The sequence below is a fragment of the Enterococcus sp. AZ080 genome, from assembly GCF_051714945.1.
GTDB lineage: Bacteria > Bacillota > Bacilli > Lactobacillales > Enterococcaceae > Enterococcus_B > Enterococcus_B pernyi.
Genome location: NZ_JBIOSV010000001.1, coordinates 2,295,388 through 2,313,654, shown reverse-complemented (window position 1 = coordinate 2,313,654; position 18,267 = coordinate 2,295,388). Strand labels below are relative to the sequence as shown.

The window sequence follows — 18,267 nt, the reverse complement described above, 5'->3', positions numbered from 1 at the left end:
AATAGAAATATTCTTAATTATTTAAACATATCTATGGATGTTTAAAAAGTAATGTGACAGTAATGTAAGCGTTTCTTATTAATGGTTTAAGCAAATAGGCATCGTTTAATTTATTCTTTTTTATACACTCTAAGTGTACCAAAAAAAAATAATAGGAGTGGTCAATATGAAGAAATTTTTATTAGCATGTTTAGGAATTTTAGCGACAGTTAGTTTTGCAGCGTGTGGTCCTAAAGTGTCAGAAAAGCCAAAGAGCCATTCGCCAAAGCAATCACAACAGATCCCAAGAAAAAAACAAAGTAGTGACACAAATGGTACTAAGAAAAAAGAAAAATCTAATAACAAGAGAAATGAACAGGAGAATAAACAGTCAAGTGATAGTAAAGAAAAGAAGAGCCAAAAAGTAAAACCAAAAAATGAAAGCAATTCTCAAAATAGAAAAAAACCAAATATTACGAACAAAGAATCAAATCATAATAATCTAGCAAATGTAAGCTAGATTAGCCTGCGATGATCTAGTAACCCAGCATTGCCAAAAAAAAGAACATCGATAACTGAGTATTTTTGTTATCGATGTTCTTTTAGCGAGATTAATGACTTGAACTTGCTGTTATTGTTACATAATTAGAAATTAAGTAAAGACAATCCTTTTTTGTAATATTGAGCCATTTCTTCTTCTGGAACCATATTACCACCCGTTCCCCAAATTATGTGTGTGCCAGACTTTATCCAAGTTTTTTTCAATGCGAATGCTCGATTTATATTCACAAATGATGCAATCCCAGCGGCGGATGAAGGTTCCACATAGATGTTTTCACTATCCGCAAGCAATGTTAGATATTGATATAATCTTTCATCTTGAACAGTAGAAGTAGCATATAAAATCGGTTCTATGATCTTGCCGACTAAATGTGAGGGGCGCCCGACGGCTAATCCATCAGCAGCTGTCTTACCATCGATTGCAATATCTTGCACTGAAATTTTGTCGTGTAATCCTGTGTACAGGCCAAGTAACATTGACGGAGCGTGAGTAGGTTCTACAAAAAATATTTTTACAGCATCACCAAAAATGCAGGACAATCCAAAGGCAATTCCACCTGGACTACCACCTACACCACAAGGAAGATGGACATATAGAGGATGATCTTCAGATACTTCAATATTTTTTTCTTTTAATTGAGTTTGTAGTCTCAGTGCAGCTACAGAGTATCCTAGAAATAAATCTTTTGAAGCTTCATCATCGATGAAATAACTGTGGAATTTGTTTACTGTTTCTGCTCGCCCTAAAGCTACAGCTTTGCTAAAATCACCTTCGTACTCTTTGACAACAACGCCTATTTCTCTCAACAAACGCTTTTTCCAGCTTTTTGCTTCATTAGACATGTGGACAGTCGTCTGAAACCCTAACTTTGCTCCCATGATTCCGACACTAAGACCTAAATTCCCTGTAGAACCCACAGCGATTGAATAATTAGAAAAAATATTTTTGAATTCATCATTTGCTAGAATAGCATAATTACTATCAATTGTTAGTTTTCCAGAATCCAGCGCAACTTTTTCAGCAAACGTCAAAACTTCATAGATTCCACCTCTGGCTTTAATTGAACCAGATACAGGGAGATTATTGTCACATTTAAAATATAGTTTACTGTTTGTTTCGAAATGTTCTTTTTCTTTTATTTTATCCAACATGTTAGGAATCTCAACTAATTCTGACTCGATGATACCACCAGTAGCTTTAGTCTCAGGAAAAACTTTAGCAATGTATGGAGCAAACCTTTGTAGCCGTTTAGAAGCGTCTATCACATCATTTAGGGTAAAACATGAAGTTTTTCTTTCTCCAAAATTTGGATTTATCCAGCACACTTCTTGATATGATTGCAATGCTCTTAATAAACGATCTGTTTTATTAGTCATTTTGGAACCCTCTTTCTATTTCTTAATTTGTGCTAACAATGGAAGAATTACTGATTCATCCCCCATGCAACGAAGAAATAAAAGAGTGTAGGGAGAGAAAAAAGTAAATTTATTCCTAAAATCCAAATGGAAATCAATTTATTATTATTAGTGAAGATATTGAAAAATAATCCAATAATTGAAAAAATGATAAATAACGAGAGAGATGATAAATAAAGATTGTCGGAAGAAATGTGAAGGATAGATGAAGTAGCAGAAGCAAATTTTTCAAAAGATCCAAACAGAGGGATGTTCGGATCTGCAACACCCATATGAAAGATATAGATACAAGTGATGTGCAATACCGATATAGCTGTGCCAAGAGCACCGATTACTAATAAAGAGATTGCTTTTAAAGGATTAGCAGATTTGAGTATTGGCATATAAATACCTCCTAATTTTGATACATTTAATTATCTATAAAAAATTTTTTTCTAACCATTTTTTTGTCCGATTTATTCATTACATTTTCGTAAGGAATTAAAAGATAAAGAGGTCTGTATGATTGGAAAGCTTCATTTGAGAGTCACTAGAATTGTTATAGCTTAAGACAATTTACTTATCTCGAAGGTCTTAGTTTTCAATGAGATAGCTACTTTTCAGAGTGATTGTCTTTTAAAAAATAGATACAACCACTGAAAACCAAAACAGTTGAATAATAATTAAAATGATAGTAATCTTATTGTATCACCTAACAACATTGCTTTTTCACAACCCGCTCTTTTCGAGCGGGTGTTTTTTGTGGACTAAAACAGCCACCAATGTTTCTTGACTACGGCAAAGGCATGTAGTCATAGTGACTTAAAATGATATCAATAACATTATTTTTGCCACAAATTTGCCACAAAAAAATATAAAAGTAAGTAAATCAAGGGGAACGTATTTTCTGTTTTGGCATAAAAACTACTGTTAAATAGGGACTTTTATTAAATTGAAATCAATTGACATTACCTATATATATTTAGTTATGAGATGGAAGGGTCTGTGGGGTAACAACTATTTCATTGCTCGAAACGTTGATATTAAAGCGTTTCGAGCATTTTTTTATTTGCATTTTAATAGTTGACTACGTTTTTGGCTACGTTTGGAATTATTCGCCCATAAATTTTGCAAATCGGTCACCTGTTTTCTTAATAGATTGTGGTGTGACATGAGCATAGATATTCATGGTAGTTTTAATATCTTTGTGACCTAATCGTTCTTGTACTTCTTTTATCGAAGCACCACTTTCAGACAATAAGCTACAATGGGTATGCCTAAATTCACGTGGAGTAATTTGAGGATCCATCGGTGTCTTTTTGTAAATCCAATTTAACCAATCGGTTACTACTTGAGTATAGTGGATCTTGTCTTAGTTTGTAGCGAATAAAAACTATTTTTGTTAATATATATTATATCAATATAGAATCGTTATAATCATTCTATTATCCGCCACAAGGAGTTTTACAACTGCTTAGAAATCAGATTACTCGTTCAAATATTATTGCAAATTGAATCAATAAAAGAAGCGTTGAAGAAGAGCTCATTCTTTCAACGCTTCTTTTTCAGAAGATTTTAATGACCATATCAACTTCACTTTCAGGATTAGGTAATTCATGGAAGCTAGTGTTTATAGTGCTTAATTGATCAACTAACCATGTTTTATTTTTTGACTCTTAGACGAATCTAAGATTAATATCATTGTTCTCGTGTTGAAGAGGTGTCTCCAAATAATCTGGTGAATACTCATAGTCAACGTAACCTGCTAATACAAAAGAGAGTAATCCATTATTTAGTGTCAGATTTAATGGATGGTCGTAAGCTTTTATTTTTTTTTAACGTCATATTGTACATATCTTCAGCCATAAAAGTTGAGTTCGTGATTTCATCTTGGGTTTCATTAAAAAAGTTATCCGAATAGTCGCTTATTTTTGAAAAGTCTTTATTGGCACCAGCCTCAAAAAATTGTTCAACTTTTTTAGTATAAAGTTGCGCTAACGCTCCTTTTTCAATATTAACTTTGATATTTTCATCTCTATCAATTTGTGTGCTGTTTAGTAAGGGAAGATCAGCTTTTAGTTTTATATCGTCTTGATTTCTTTCAATTTCAATTGGCAAAATCTTTTCAGTAGATTCAGTTTCTGATAAAGAGACATCTAGTTTTTTATCATGATAATAAGCTTCAAATCCATCTGGAACCGGAAAAAAAATGTATTGGGTAATTCTTTTCTGAGGTTGTTGTACTAGTTTCTGTACTTGTAGAACTTGTGTCAGAAGTGGTACACCCGCTTATAGTTCCGATGAGTAAAGCGCAGGTTAGAATGATTGCAAATTTCTTCAAAAAAATTCCTCCTTAAAACTGTATGTGGACTAATACTAGTCTCGTTGTAGCATACCAAATCTTTAATATTAATAAGAAAAAGGACTAATTTTAGTCCAAAAGGTGTGCTATTCTTGAAAGAGGAAAAAATAATGATAAAGAAAATGTAATCGGTAGCAATATTAGACGAATCCGATTAGAAAAAGGAATTGGTCAAACCGAGCTGATTAGAGACCTACAGCTCAAGAAAATCGCTATAACTAGGGAAACATTGGTTAAGGTCGAAGGCGGCCGCCAACATATTAAGTTAGATAAATTGAGAGCTATTAGGGATGTTCTACAGGTGTCTTATGAGGATTTGCTTCAATGACTACTTGTAGTCATTTCGTTTAAATTTATTATGTTACACCCTTATGTGTCACGAAGAAATACTGGTATAATAATGAGTGATATATGTAACGTTAGGGTATACTCTTATGTGGCAACTTTTAGATATAAAATAATACATTAATGTTTGATTACGGAGGAATAAATATGAAAAAAATTGTTTACTTCGATGAAGGATCAGTAACAGATTATATGCAAATTGTGCAAGAGGGTAGTCTTGTTAAAACTACGGAACTGTTAAGTCAAACACAAAAAGGAATTGGAGCTTCTGGTGGCGCAGATATTAAATTAAATCCGTTCGCATCCTTATTGACCGCTATCGCGGGTCTTTCTGCCAACGTTTCTGGAAAAATTAATGTGTCAACTTCTTATAATACTGATAAGATGGCAAAAACGATTATCCAAAATACTTTATTGTCGGATTTTTTAACAGTTTGCAATGCTGAGAATAGTCAGATAGAAAATTTTTCTGGTTTTACTTTGTCTGAACCTAAAGGCTCATTAACTGAGCTTCTCAAAATTTCAGCTTATACAAATATGATGAATGGACGGACTCTGATAGACACCTCCGATGAAATAGAGTTAAATATAGAAAAATTTAATGAGACAATAAAAATGGCTAAAGGTTATTTTGAATTTTTAGGAGTAAAAGAAGAGCGAAAAGTTATATTTAGATTCAATATAGAAGCTCTTAGGAATAATTATAGAAGTATTGACCTAACTAGAATGGATTTGTTAATCTATGGTGTTCAAGTGGGGAAAGCATCATTAAATCAGTTGAATTTTAATGAGGAAATAAAGTTAGAACCTGATAAAGAAGAACAGCCTAAGTTTTTTAAACTAGACAATATCAAGGATGGGGAGAAAGATAAAAAGTCGGGAAATATCACAGAATCAGGTATAGAACTGGAAATGTTTGATGTATTTCTAGCGGGGGTTATATAAATGGAAAAAATAACGATTTTTTATGGATCAAGTAAAGATTATCGTGCTTTTCTAGACAGTAAGGGGATTTCTTTAGATGATGCTATCTTATTTCCTGAATTAATAAGTCAATATAATGAAACAATAAGAGCTTCAAATAAAGGGTATATAGATAAAAGTATTAAATTTTATACTGATGAAAAAGAGTATGTGGAGTATTCGATAATAATGCAAAATGATTTTTCCTCTGTATTGGAGCATGTGATTTCTAATTTTTCACACATTATATCTTTAGCTCATGAGATTGAAAATATAATTTTGCAAAATCCTCCCAAAAGAGTTATAGAGTCGTTAATTGCATCATATTCAGAAGATATCTTTGAATATGAATATTCAAAGTATAAAGACTTTTCTATTGATCAGATTGATGCTATTAATCAAGTTATGGAAAAAGAAGTAATTGGACAAAATCATGCTAAATTTTCAGTTTTATCTAGTTTATATCAATTATCAAAAAAAAATACAAATAAACCTATAGTTATACATTTTTTCGGACCATCTGGTGTTGGGAAGACTGAGCTCGCTAAATCTATTAGCCACTTTTTCGGAGGTGAGCTATTAAGAATCCAATTTTCTATGATGCAGACCGAAGAAGCTAACAACTATATTTTTGGTGATAAGCATAGTAAAGATTCTTTTGCGAGAGATTTGCTTTCTCGCGAAAGTAATGTAGTTTTAATTGATGAGTTTGATAAAGTTCATCCAAATTTTTATAATGCTTTTTATGAAGTTTTTGATGAAGGGGTATTTAGAGACTTGAATTATTCTGTAGATTTATCTAATACAATTTTTATACTAACATCGAATTTTGAAAGTATAAGTGAAATGAAGAGCAAGTTGGGAGTGGCCATGGCTTCTAGAATAGAAAAATCGATTCAATTTTTTGATCTTGATATTATATCGAAACGTAAAATAATTCAGAAAAAATACGATAGCATCGTTGAGTCTTTAAATGAAACTGAACAAGCAAGAATTAATCAGATGGGGATACTTAACTGGTATTTTGATAACGTGGAAAAATTTATTAATATGAGAGAATTAAAATCATCAATTGAACAGGATGTATTTGATGTATTAACTAATGAATTGCTTAATGATTTAGCTTCTAATTCAATGCATTAATGAGAAGAAATTAGACGAAATTATCAATTGATCTTACAAAATACTATATAATTTTGCTTATAACTATTATGAAAGTTTTTTTGATGCTTGAAATTTTGTATATTGAAAATATTAACTAATAAAGGAAGTTGTTAAATGCCTGAAAAAGGAAAAAGTACTGATAGCCTGATGAGACACATTAGAGATACAAAAGTGGGCCATAATATTGATATAGGTGGAAGTAGAGATAAAAAAGATCTATTAATGATGGGTTACTATCATGGATATAAAGGATATCGTTTTGCACGAAATGTGAATAATAAGTTACCTATTACTAAATTTAAAGAAATTACAGCCATTTACAATTTTGATATGGCTTTGAAGAGTTTATTTTATTCGCCTATTATGAAACTTGAAACGGCAATAAAAAATTATATTATCGATGCTTTAGTTTCGGGAGATGAGTGTTCTTATGAAGTTATTTTTGATAAAAAACTAAACTTTTATAAAACTGTGAATCCGAGTGATCGAAACTACAATTTTTTAGTGAAAAAAAGATTAGAATTAAGGAAGAAAATGCATACTACGATTTTATTTGAATATGGAAATGATAATCCTGTAATTCAGAATTTTGTTCACAAAGATAAGCCAATCCCTTTATGGGCAGTATTTGAAGTTATTTCGTTGGGAACATTAGGCTCCTTTTTTCAATGTCTAAATATAAGGGATCGTAAGAAAATTCTACAAAGCTTAGGAATTTTAGATCCTAATGATACAAATGGCGAGCTGCTCTCAAGACATGTCTGGATAATAAAAGAGTTGAGGAATGCATTAGCTCACAATCATATTATATTCGATTGCCGTTTTAAAAATTCTAAAATTCCTACATGGATTCGTTCACATATTGAAAGTCAAATGGGTACAACTAATTGTACGTTTAATACGATTACAGAATATCTAGCACTGTCTGTGTTTTATATGAAATCTATAGGTATGACAAAAGTTGAGATTAAAGCCATAGTTAGGGATTATGAGGGACTAGTAAGAGAACTCCAAAAGAGCGTTCCTACGTCTGTTTTTAATACAATAGTTGGGACTGATGTATTTAATAAAATTAAAGCGATTAAAGAGTATATATAGCCACATCTTTTGCTTTACAAACAGAATGATACATGTTAATATTTTAATACAAATAGCGGTGTAGGTTTGATGTCTGAAAAGACAATAGGACTACACTTAAGGGCGTAGGATATTGGATATCCTACGCTCTTTTGATATAGTTACATTTTTAATTTAGTAGTGTTGTATTGAGTATAAGCTGGATACTATGGATTGGGATTGGTGATTTCGTTTATCCTATATCTTAGTGATGGGAAACTTGCTAGCCGCCAAGAAATTCAAGATGCACTAGACTTGCAAAAAAGCTACACATCTGAACTATTATCTAGTCTGAAGAAAGCAGGCATAATTGGTTCTGAGGGGCGAGGGACAGCTACTAGATATTACCTGATAGCCACTGACGTTAACTAGTTTTAATAAAATTTTTTCATCTTTACCGGACGATTTACCGGAATATAGAATATAAATCCCGTTATATCAACGTTTTAGCCGCCGGACGATAGAGGGTTAAGGGTTTAATGAAAAAGTGATTGCTATTCTTCAATCAGCCAACTTGCCAAGTTGTGGTAATGATTTGAGGTAATAGCAGCGTATAACTTTATATAGTTCTGCAAAACTCCATGAATAAGAAAATATTGATTCGGTGCTATTTTTATTTAACCGGATCTTATAATTTCTTACCAAAAGCACGCCGCGCAACTTGAATACGATTAGAAAACCAATCAAGATGAATTATCATCGATAAATTGATTAGCTCTATTCAAAAATTGTTGAAATACCAACTATCTTCAATTATCTTTAATTAACTCAACTTCATGGTCGAAGCAGAATAACTTGAATCCTCAAATAACTTCTCTACCTGCTGTTTTGGCTACGATATTGGCTACGTTCTCGATGATATTACCTGATAATATACACTGTCAGTCTATGGAAATTTGTTAAATGAAATCTTTATTTAAAGCCTGTTCCGTTCCATTGCTTCCCAAAAGAGTCATTGGAAGGGGCTGTGGGGTAATTGTATTGATTAAGCTAGAAATGCCTATTTGAAGGTGTTTCTGGCTTTTTTTATTTTGGGTGTGTATAAAGTAACACCATTTGGATATAAATTTTTAGAGAGATTTAACTACTATGCAGTTATTTTTGCATTGTTAAGCCTAAATAAAATAATTAATAGCGCCCAATTTTGAAAGTATACGTTTGCTGAATATATGAATGATAAAGGTAAAGAGACAAAACTATGGTATGTTACAAAAAATAATTTTGGAAAAGATACAGCAATTGAGTCTGTTTTAGTATTTGATAAGGATAATAAAATTAGCAGATATAAGAATACTAAGTTAACTATCGGCGAAGTCTCTAATATGACAGATGTAGAGATATTAGAAAAAGATAAGCAAGATGAATTTGATTATCAATCAGCTAGAGTTCAAGGTGTACGAGAAGATATTGCAATAGCGGAGGAGCTGTTAGAGAAAAGCGACAGTTCCATAGTAAAATCAGGAAAAGAATTCCTATCCAAGATGAAATCAGATAATAATTTGAACCCAATTGATATCGAACCATCAGATTTTTATTTCAATATTATCACTGATTCATCAGGAAATCAGACGGAGAAGGAAGAGTTTTCATTTATTATTCATGAAGTGAGTTACCCTGATTCTAGTTATACAGGATTATATAATGTGGAAGGAGATTTGTATGCGATTGGGGACAATTATGTAAATGATGAGACAATCAATGAGGCAATCTCCAACAAAGAATATCAAATGCGTACAGTTCAAAACGAGGTAACTTATGAAATTACGGCTCCGACTGTAGTACGAGCGCCCCAAGTTTATGAAAGTACGTATAATTATTTTCCTATTGAGAATCTGGGATGGTCTATAGCCTTCAGAACAAAAGATTTAGTCTCACTTAAATTTGATCAACCAGATACGGATATTGAGAATATTACCATTGATGAATAGTCTTGTGCTCCACATTTTTTATGAATGAGGATTTTTTGTTTATTTTTACTACAAGAAAACGTATTTTTTTAAATTATTGAAACTATTCCGCGATTTTTATTCGAAACGTTAGAAAATGGACAATGTGACTAAAAAAGTATGGTATCATAAGTGAAAACGCTCACTAAGGGGGGTGTATTATGCTTTATTTACCTGTTCCATCCTAACAACGTAGGAATTTGAATAGTTAGCAAAAAAAGGCGAAGCTGTCTCTACTAGAATCTGTCCAAAATTTCGACTCAAACTCACTTAAAAACTTAAATTGTTAAACAAGGAGACAAACTATATTAAGTCAACTAAAAACTAACAGTTTTTCTGGTTTTTTTAGACGTTTTTCGCGCATAACAAATAAGCCTAGCCTGTCTAAAAAATTTTAAAAGTTCAGTTGACGACCCTCTTGTTTTTTCGTATGGTTCGCCTGTCTTCAAAATGCGAAAGATTATGCGTACCATCTTTTTGACGACATGGGAAATCGCAACGTGTAGAGGAACTAATAACAGGAATAAGAGCATATAATCTAAAAGCTTACCAAAGGTACCAAGAATAATTTACTCAAAAAAATCAATAAAATGAAATGATGTGTGAGCAGATGACAAATGTATTTAACAAAATTCCAAATGATTTTTTTAAAATTTTAACTTCTAAACACAAGGAAATATTTTTGGAGTCTCTCTTCCATATTGATGCTTTACTACAAGGAAATATCTATTTTTCTCGAGATAAGGTTGTTGATAGTCTTCAGAACCATCTATCTTCGTTGGGGGTTACGTTGAATGGGTTAGAGTATGCAGATGAGTATGAAGAAGAAATAAAGACATTAAGAATGCTGGTCCAAAGCATTTTAAGACAACTGGAAAAAAAAGGTTGGTTGAGAGTTAATTTAGAGGAAGGTTTTACTCAGCAAGTTTCTTTCCCAAGTTATGTAAATAGTTTCATTCAAATATTGAGAGAAATTAATTCAAATCAATCGGCCTCTTATTCAAGCTACGTGTTTTCTACTTATTCTGCTTTAAAAACTGGTTTAGAGGATCCTAGTAATCTACTTGAAGCTCTCGAATCAGCTTGGACTTCTACAAAAGGATTACAACGGGCTATTCAAAATGCTTATTTCGATTTATCAGAAATGTATACCCAAATTGTTGATGATTTATCTACAAGTGAAATGCTATCTCAACATTTTGATATTTACAAACAAGAAATTATTGATCAAGTCTTATTTCCTCTAAAAACAAGAGATTCCCTGCCTCGTTTTAAAAATACAATCCTGACTTTAATCACTAAATATAATAGTGACGAGGTAATCGAACTATTAATTACACAGAATTTAAAAAATCAAATTCAATCGATTTCCGGATTTGAATTGGAAGCTGAGAAACAGGTTCTCACGTATTTAAATGGAATTGCTGATTTTTATCGGGATGTCAGTTTTTTGATTGATAAGATTGACAATAAGAAAAATGAATATACTGAAAAATCAATTGGAAAAATTCAATATCGTTTGCGTTCTGATTTTCAGTTAAAAGATAAAATTGATCGGTTGATTCATCAAATTAAAGCAGATAAAGATACTCAAACCTATGATTTAGCAAATATTGTGGAATTTCAACTCATTGATCAAGAGTACTTGTTTGAACCTAGAAAGAAGAAGGAAGATATTAGTAATAAAACTCGAAAGAAGATCGAAGTGTTTAAGAAAAAAGAAGATGGTTTTGAGCAAGAGCAGTACCAATTATTCAAAAAGCTAGCTAATCCTAGGTACTCTTCGAAAAAGGTCGATCAGTTTATTTTAGAATTGCTAAAGGAGAAAGAAACCATTTCAACTTTAGACTATAAAATTAGTTCTTATGAGGTGTTTATCTTGACTATTATGGGAGCGATTCGTGGATACGAAGAAAATGGAAGCGGTTATATAGTTGCTATCAAAAAGGAGTATGTTCGTAATGGCTACTATAAATTACCAAAGCTGATTTTTAAAAAGGAGAATCGAAATGTATGAGTTAAACTTTGTTGAAGCGTACGACAATTTGACGTCGGAGGCTGTGTTAAAATTTCAAAAGGCTGTTACTAGATTGTTGAACTGTACGTATATTAATCGTATCAAAAATGATGGACAAAACTGGGATGAAGATTATTTATTCATAGAAGAAAAATTTGAGCTTTTTGAGGAGTATTTTAAGTTTGGAGGGTACGAAGTGCGTATTAACCGCGATATTAGTGTTATTTCCATTCAGGGTCAATTTTCATCTGCTAGAAAAAAATTAGATAAGGAAACAACTCTTTATATTTTAGCCTTGAGGTTATTTTTTGATGAAAAAATAAAAGAGTTTAATGGTTCTTCAACAATTGTTGTTCGAGTAGCCGAATTCATTGATAAGTTATTGGAATATGGTATTAAGGATAAGAAACCTAATTTACAAGCGCTGAGTAGATGTTTGCGTTATTTATCAACAGTTGGAATTTTAGGGAAAAAGTCAGGGAAATGGGAAGATGCTGATACCATGTTCATCATTTATCCGTCAATTAAACTGTTGTTGCCGAATGAAAGATTAGATGAAAAACTTAAACTGATTGTGGGAGGGCAATAGTTCATGATCAAATTAAAAAGATTACTCTTAATTCATTGGCAAGCATATGATTTTCAGCTTGTCGAATTTGAAGATATTACTCTAATTACTGGACAAACTGGAGTAGGAAAATCGACTATTATTGATGCGTTGAATGTTATTCTGTTGGGAGAAAAGCAGAAGCATATTTTCAATAAGGCAGCCAATGAAAATTCTAGACGGACATTGGAAAGTTACTTGTATGGAAAACTCGGAGATGATGGTGGGGATGGATTTTTCTATTTGCGTGAGGAAAACTCGGAGATGATGGTGGGGATGGATTTTTCTATTTGCGTGAGGAAAACTTTACTAGTTATTTGGTAGCAGAATTTGAAAATGAAGAGACTTGCGAGTATTTTTGCTGTGGTTTTGTGGCAGATTGTAGTTCAGATCACAGTTCTCCTAATGTACAATGGTTGACAACTAAATCTAAATTACCAGCTGATTATTTTATTAATGAAGAAGAGAGAATACCTTATTCAATAAATGAATTAATTTATGAGAATAATTTTAAAACTGAAAATGAAAAGGTCACACTAATTGTAACTGATAAAGATTATAGGAAAAAAATTGCTGGGTTGTTTGGGCAAATTCGTGATGACTATCGAAGATTATTGAAGCAATCTGTTAGTTTTACCCCTGTGAAAGACATAGAAATGTTTTTGACCGATTTTGTAAGTGAAACGGAAAGCCCTATTAATGTAGAAGAGATGCAAAAAAGTATTCGTCGTTATAATGATCTTGAACAGGAAAGTGATAAGATCAAAAGTAAGGTTGCTAAACTGGAAGATATTAAGAGCGAATTACAAGGGCTGGAAAAACGCAAGTTACTTGAGTTACGCCAAGAATATTTCATTGAAAAGGCTAAGCTAGATGCACTCCAAGAGCAAAAAGAAAATTATCATATCGATGTTGAAAACTATCAACGACAGATTGAAAAAAATACTCGGGATATAGCTGATTCTTCAAAAAGAATAGATGTGCTGGGTGCAAAAAAAGAGGAGATGCGAGATAAGCGGGATTCTCTAGTTGTTTTAAAAGATAAAGTTTTTTTAAACAATCAGATAAAGAGCGTGAATGAACAGGTTCAGACGATTCAAAATCAAACAGAGCAAGGGCAAGAAGCAATTGCTTTAATGAAATACTTTATTAGAGTAGTCAAAGCTTTACCAATTGAGCTTCCGTCTATCACAAATCTAGTTAAAGTATTTGAAAAATATAATCAAGAACAGAAATTAATTAGTAAATTTGTTGAAATGAATGATTTACTGGATCAGATAGTAAAAGAGCTTGTTAGTTACAAGCATTTCGTTAATGAGCAAGAGAAAAGGCTTAAATCTAAAGTTTCTGTTCTTTTAAATGAGGAGGAAAGATTAAAAAAAGGGATTAAAATGGTTCCAGAGCAAATACGCGTGTTTAAGGAAGCACTACAAAAATATTTGAGTAACTATGATAAAAACGCTCAGGTTGAGTATTTATCTGATGTGATTGACTTTAAACAAGGTGAAGAGAGTTGGCAAAAAGCAGTTGAAGCTTATCTTGGGGGGCAAAGATATTATCTCGTGATTGATCCTAAATTTTATAATAAAGCATTACAATACTATCAGTCCGTTCAAAAGCAAAAAGAGATTTATGGTATCGGAATAATTAACTTAGAGAAATTACAGAAAAAGCATTTTAATGCAAAAAAAAATTCACTAGCGCGGAAATTAAAAACAGGTGATCAGTTAGTTCAAGCATACATTAATTTTCTTTTGGGACATGTTATTGCTTGTGAAGATATTTTTAGTTTAGCAAAATTCTCTACTTCAATTACTATAGATGGTTTTTTATATAAAGGTTTTGTTACTCGTAAGCTGCAATTTAAAAATTTGACGATGTCAATTGGAAGTACTGCTGTTAAAAAGCAACTACTTGATGTTCAAGAAAAACTCAATGGATGTCAAGAAGAATTACGAACGCTAGAAAAGAAACTCACTATTCTGAAAGAAGTAGAAAATTATCAAAAAAAAGATTCCTATTCATGTGAAATAGTTACTGAATATGCTGATAGTGAGAAACTGAATCAAAAATTAGCAGATTTAAAGACGTTAGAAAATAAGTTGAATAATTTAGATGACTCTGAGCTTGTAGAGTTAGATGAAAAAATCAAGCGTTTGGATAAAGAAGTAAGCGACTTAACTGTTCAGATTACTAAAATAACAACAAATTCAAATACTAGCCAAGAAACAATGAATCAAATAAATCAGACCCTCCTTCCTCAATGTTTAGAAAAAATCATGGCACAAGAAAAAATTTTTCAAACCAAATTTGAATCATGCCAACAACTACCAAGTTTTGAAGAAGCGTATAGAGTGGCAGTTAATAAATTAGATATTCTTGTCTATCAAAAATTTATTACAAATTACGAAAATAATCAGAAACAAACACAAGTGAGTATTAATGAATTAGAAGAAAAAATAAGAGAAAAAATGAATGATTATAATCAAATGTTTACTGAAAATTTGTCAATTAATCTTAAACAGTCTAATCTGTATTTGGAAGAATACGAAAAATTTACGAATAGTGAATTGCCAAAGTTTGAATTGGATATTAAAGATGCCAAAGAAAAAGCTGTCTATGAATTCAGGTATGAATTTTTAGGTAAGTTAAAAAGTAATATTGAGAATATACAGCGGCAAGTAAATGAAATTAATGACGCTTTAAAGAATCGAAAATTTGGAGAGGACACCTATAGATTTAAAATTACAGCGGCTAGTAATAATAAAGAATATTATGAAATGATTATGGATGAAATGTTAATGGACAATGGAGAGTGGAATTTATTGAGTGCTGCTTTTGAAAGTAAATATGCTCAACAGATAGAAGTGTTATTTTCTATTTTATCTGGAAACGACTTGGATAATGGGCAAAGTAAAGAGAGTAGAATTCAAGCTTTTTCTGATTACAAAACTTATTTGACCTTCGATATGATAGTTACAAAAGGAGATAGTACACAACGATTATCTAAAACTTATGAGCAAAAATCTGGTGGAGAAACGCAAATTCCATTATATATATCATTGTTAGCAGCATTCTCACAAGTTTATCGAGTGAATAACACGCGTAGGAATAATACACTTAGGCTGATTATAATGGATGAGGCTTTTAATAAAATTGACGGAGAAAAAATCAAGCAATGTATTCAAATGATTAAAGGCTTCGGTCTTCAAGCGATTTTTTCAACACCGCCAGAAAAAATTTCTGAAATTATGGAAGAAGCAGATAAAGCACTTGTTGTATTCAGAAATCAAAATCAGGCAACATTACGAGAGTTTTCATCATTGTATGAAATGATTGGTGAACCTTATGAAGTATGATGTGTATCTTCTTAGTCAATTATTGAATAAATATGAAGCTTCTGTAGGGTTTGTAAATGGAGTTAGTCTAAGACGTGTGCTTTATAAACCGGAAAAAGATCTCAAATTAAGTAGAAAATTAGAAGATCCTATTGAAAAAAGAGTGTTTTTTAAAGTGATAAATAAACTAAAAGAAGAAAAGGTAATCGATTTTAAATGGGAGAAATTTGAAGAAAATAATTTGATTAGTGAAATATGGCTAATTACAGAAGAAGCTTCTTTGGTAAATGCTTATGCACTTTGTCAACGTGTCTCAAAAGATAAAATAGCTACTCAAAGCATTAAAATACTTCGAGAGAAACAGCTAACTATTAAGACACCATGGATGCTTGAGCTTTTTTCAATTATTTTGGGAGAAGCTGACAGCATTGGGAAAAGTTGGAAGTTTATTTTATCACCCAAACAGACAAGTGAAGTTTGTAATGTACTAGAATTGCTGGATGATTATCAAGGAACCAATATAGATAAGCGTATTTTGAGTGTGAATTTATTTTCGGATAGTAAATATTTTGAGCAAAATGTCCAAACAAAACTGTTACAGCTAATAACGCGTTACTTATTTGATTGTAGTAGTACTTTGACCGATCGAGAAAAGCTTCAACAAATAGGGATTGGTTTCGCTCCAGAACTCCTATATTTTACAGGCCCCGTTGAATTAGTTTTGAAAAATGGTGAGAAGGTCAATTGTGAATTCCTGTCAAAAGGTAGCTATTTAGGGGCTGATATGTTGGCAGAGATAGAAACAATCAATTGTTTTTATAATAAGATTGTTACCATTGAAAATTTAGCTAATTACTATTGGTATATACAAAATGAAAGAGAACACGAAACTTTTATTATTTATACTGGGGGCTTTTTAACTAGACATCAAACTTTGTTTTTTAAAATGCTTAAAATAGAAGATCTTTCTGAACTGTATCATTGGGGTGACATTGATTTAGGTGGGTTTCGAATATTACTTCAGATTCAAAAGATTTGGCCTGAAATTCAACCATTAAAAATGAATGTAGCGACTTTTGAAAAATATTCAAATGTTCGTAAAAAGGTTAGTAATGAATATATTCAAAAAGTTAAAGCTGCACTTGAAAAGAAAGAGTTTGCTCTTTTTAGAGAGTCTTTGATAAAAATTGTGGAAACGAAGCAGATTCTTGAGCAAGAAGCGGAGCTATACTTTTGAAGTTGCGTAGGTCTATTAAAACTAACATCCAAACTAGCTCCGATCCCGAAAAATCATCAGAACTTCAGGAAACCATCTAAAATAACAGAGGTGGATATATCAGTATTTTGAAGCTGTTGAAACTTATAGAAAACATTATCCCTTTACTGGAAGGGTCTGTGGGTTAAGTAAATGAATCATGCGGTCTCTTTGTCAATAAGAACTGCTGATGCGTTCAATCAAGTAAAAGAGGGTGGAACGATCATCAGAAAATATCTGATGACTGTCCCACTTTTTTTCGTTTTTTTAAATTTAAGGAACGAAAAATTTTTTAACTCATGATAAAGTCGAGAAAGAATGATATCGTTGGTGTCAGTTAAATATATGGGATAATAGTTATCCTAGAAATATTAAAAGGTTTATTCTTTTTATCAAAAAACTAATGCAGTACCTTGTGTATGAGAGTTTAAGCAACTCGTCAAGGAGCGTTTGGGAATCAGTCGTTGTTGATGTCGTAATGGGATACTGTTGCGTATCAAGTGAGTATTCTTGGTAACAAGAGGAAAGCCAGTGTAAAAGCATTGGAACGCAAAGATCGTGTGCAAAGTGTGACCAAATGTAAGGTAGCGAACTTGTCGGGACAACAATAGAAAGCTAAGTTGATAAGACTTAGCCTCTCCGTGAAGAGATTTGCTAAGGGATCGGCATTTCACACTGGCGGAAACATCCAAAGAAGTCCTTCGCCGTGAAGTGATTAGAAATAATCTATAAGACAAGAAACGCGTGAGAGTAGCAGAAGGCGGTATATGTTGATACTATTCATAATCAAAATATACCGAATGCCCCTGTGGAATTTGTAGGCTGTCATGCCTGACCACATCTCGTAAAGCTGCAATATGCCAGCGGTCGCTCCGACTGGTACGGTATTGTAGAATGTGTGACTGAATAACATTGCAATCGCATGGCGTAGAGAGAGACACTCCGCATAGTTTTTTGGTAAAGGGCGTAAGCGTTTTTCTTTTGCATTTTTTTCTACTTTAAAGAACAATTACAACGAATTGAACGATTATGATATCAAAACTATATTTTATGAGATTTTTCGTTTTTCGATTTGTATATTTGGTAAGCTTTACGTAGAATGCGCTTTCTTTGCAAAGGTCGATAGTGATACGATTTATATCTTGGAAGTAACGAAATGTTCTCTAAAGCGGTAAAAATCATTACTTCTAGGAAGGTTCAAATCAAATGTATGAGATTG

Annotated in this window: 12 protein-coding genes and 3 pseudogenes; 11 read left to right on the top strand and 4 right to left on the bottom strand. The window is 32.1% G+C overall.

The window, feature by feature from the left end:
- Positions 1-166 precede the first annotated feature (166 nt).
- The gene (locus tag IGK01_RS10930; protein WP_023520188.1) at positions 167-499 is read left to right on the top strand and encodes a hypothetical protein; all 333 of its coding nucleotides are present in this window, start codon (positions 167-169) and stop codon (positions 497-499) included.
- Between the two features lie 125 nt (positions 500-624).
- On the opposite strand, the gene IGK01_RS10925 is transcribed toward IGK01_RS10930, so the two are convergent.
- From IGK01_RS10925 to IGK01_RS10910, 4 genes and pseudogenes are all read right to left on the bottom strand, one after another.
- Positions 625-1,917, bottom strand: a complete 1,293-nt coding sequence (locus IGK01_RS10925) for a D-serine ammonia-lyase (RefSeq protein ID WP_023520187.1) — start codon at positions 1,915-1,917, stop codon at positions 625-627.
- Between the two features lie 47 nt (positions 1,918-1,964).
- Positions 1,965-2,339 carry a hypothetical protein gene (locus IGK01_RS10920; RefSeq protein WP_041684275.1) on the bottom strand — a complete coding sequence of 125 codons (375 nt, stop codon included), beginning with the start codon at positions 2,337-2,339 and terminating at the stop codon, positions 1,965-1,967.
- Positions 2,340-3,046: 707 nt separating this feature from the next.
- A pseudogene (locus IGK01_RS10915) lies at positions 3,047-3,328 on the bottom strand (tyrosine-type recombinase/integrase); the annotation flags it as partial.
- Positions 3,329-3,500: 172 nt separating this feature from the next.
- A pseudogene (locus tag IGK01_RS10910) lies at positions 3,501-4,276 on the bottom strand (hypothetical protein).
- Positions 4,277-4,380: 104 nt separating this feature from the next.
- Between IGK01_RS10910 and IGK01_RS10905 the strand changes: the two are divergent.
- The 10 genes and pseudogenes from IGK01_RS10905 (at position 4,381) to IGK01_RS10860 (ending at position 17,030) form a co-directional block, all read left to right on the top strand.
- Positions 4,381-4,625 (top strand): annotated as a pseudogene (locus IGK01_RS10905) (helix-turn-helix domain-containing protein).
- A 164-nt stretch (positions 4,626-4,789) separates the two neighbouring features.
- Positions 4,790-5,587, top strand: coding sequence for a DUF6414 family protein (locus tag IGK01_RS10900; protein ID WP_194179495.1), 798 nt, complete (start codon positions 4,790-4,792; stop codon positions 5,585-5,587).
- Positions 5,588-6,748 (top strand): AAA family ATPase, encoded by a 1,161-nt coding sequence (locus IGK01_RS10895; protein WP_194179494.1) that lies wholly within the window; start codon positions 5,588-5,590, stop codon positions 6,746-6,748.
- A gap of 135 nt (positions 6,749-6,883) precedes the next feature.
- Positions 6,884-7,867: an Abi family protein gene (locus IGK01_RS10890; protein WP_194179493.1), complete on the top strand. Its 984-nt coding sequence runs from the start codon at positions 6,884-6,886 to the stop codon at positions 7,865-7,867.
- A gap of 1,187 nt (positions 7,868-9,054) precedes the next feature.
- Positions 9,055-9,813: a hypothetical protein gene (locus IGK01_RS10885; protein ID WP_226075760.1), complete on the top strand. Its 759-nt coding sequence runs from the start codon at positions 9,055-9,057 to the stop codon at positions 9,811-9,813.
- 628 nt (positions 9,814-10,441) lie between these two features.
- Positions 10,442-11,848 carry a Wadjet anti-phage system protein JetA family protein gene (locus tag IGK01_RS10880; RefSeq protein ID WP_226075756.1) on the top strand — a complete coding sequence of 469 codons (1,407 nt, stop codon included), beginning with the start codon at positions 10,442-10,444 and terminating at the stop codon, positions 11,846-11,848.
- A complete protein-coding gene (locus tag IGK01_RS10875) occupies positions 11,841-12,437 on the top strand; it encodes a DUF4194 domain-containing protein (protein WP_194179492.1) in 597 nt (198 codons plus the stop codon). Before IGK01_RS10880 ends, IGK01_RS10875 begins: the two co-directional genes overlap by 8 nt.
- Before the next feature lie 3 nt (positions 12,438-12,440).
- Entirely contained in the window at positions 12,441-12,779 is a 339-nt protein-coding gene (locus IGK01_RS10870; RefSeq protein WP_438840754.1) for an ATP-binding protein, read from the top strand.
- Positions 12,746-15,814 carry an SbcC/MukB-like Walker B domain-containing protein gene (locus IGK01_RS10865; protein ID WP_438840753.1) on the top strand — a complete coding sequence of 1,023 codons (3,069 nt, stop codon included), beginning with the start codon at positions 12,746-12,748 and terminating at the stop codon, positions 15,812-15,814. The genes IGK01_RS10870 and IGK01_RS10865 overlap by 34 nt, the downstream gene beginning before the upstream one ends.
- Positions 15,804-17,030, top strand: coding sequence for a Wadjet anti-phage system protein JetD domain-containing protein (locus IGK01_RS10860; protein WP_207462965.1), 1,227 nt, complete (start codon positions 15,804-15,806; stop codon positions 17,028-17,030). Before IGK01_RS10865 ends, IGK01_RS10860 begins: the two co-directional genes overlap by 11 nt.
- Positions 17,031-18,267: the final 1,237 nt, after the last annotated feature.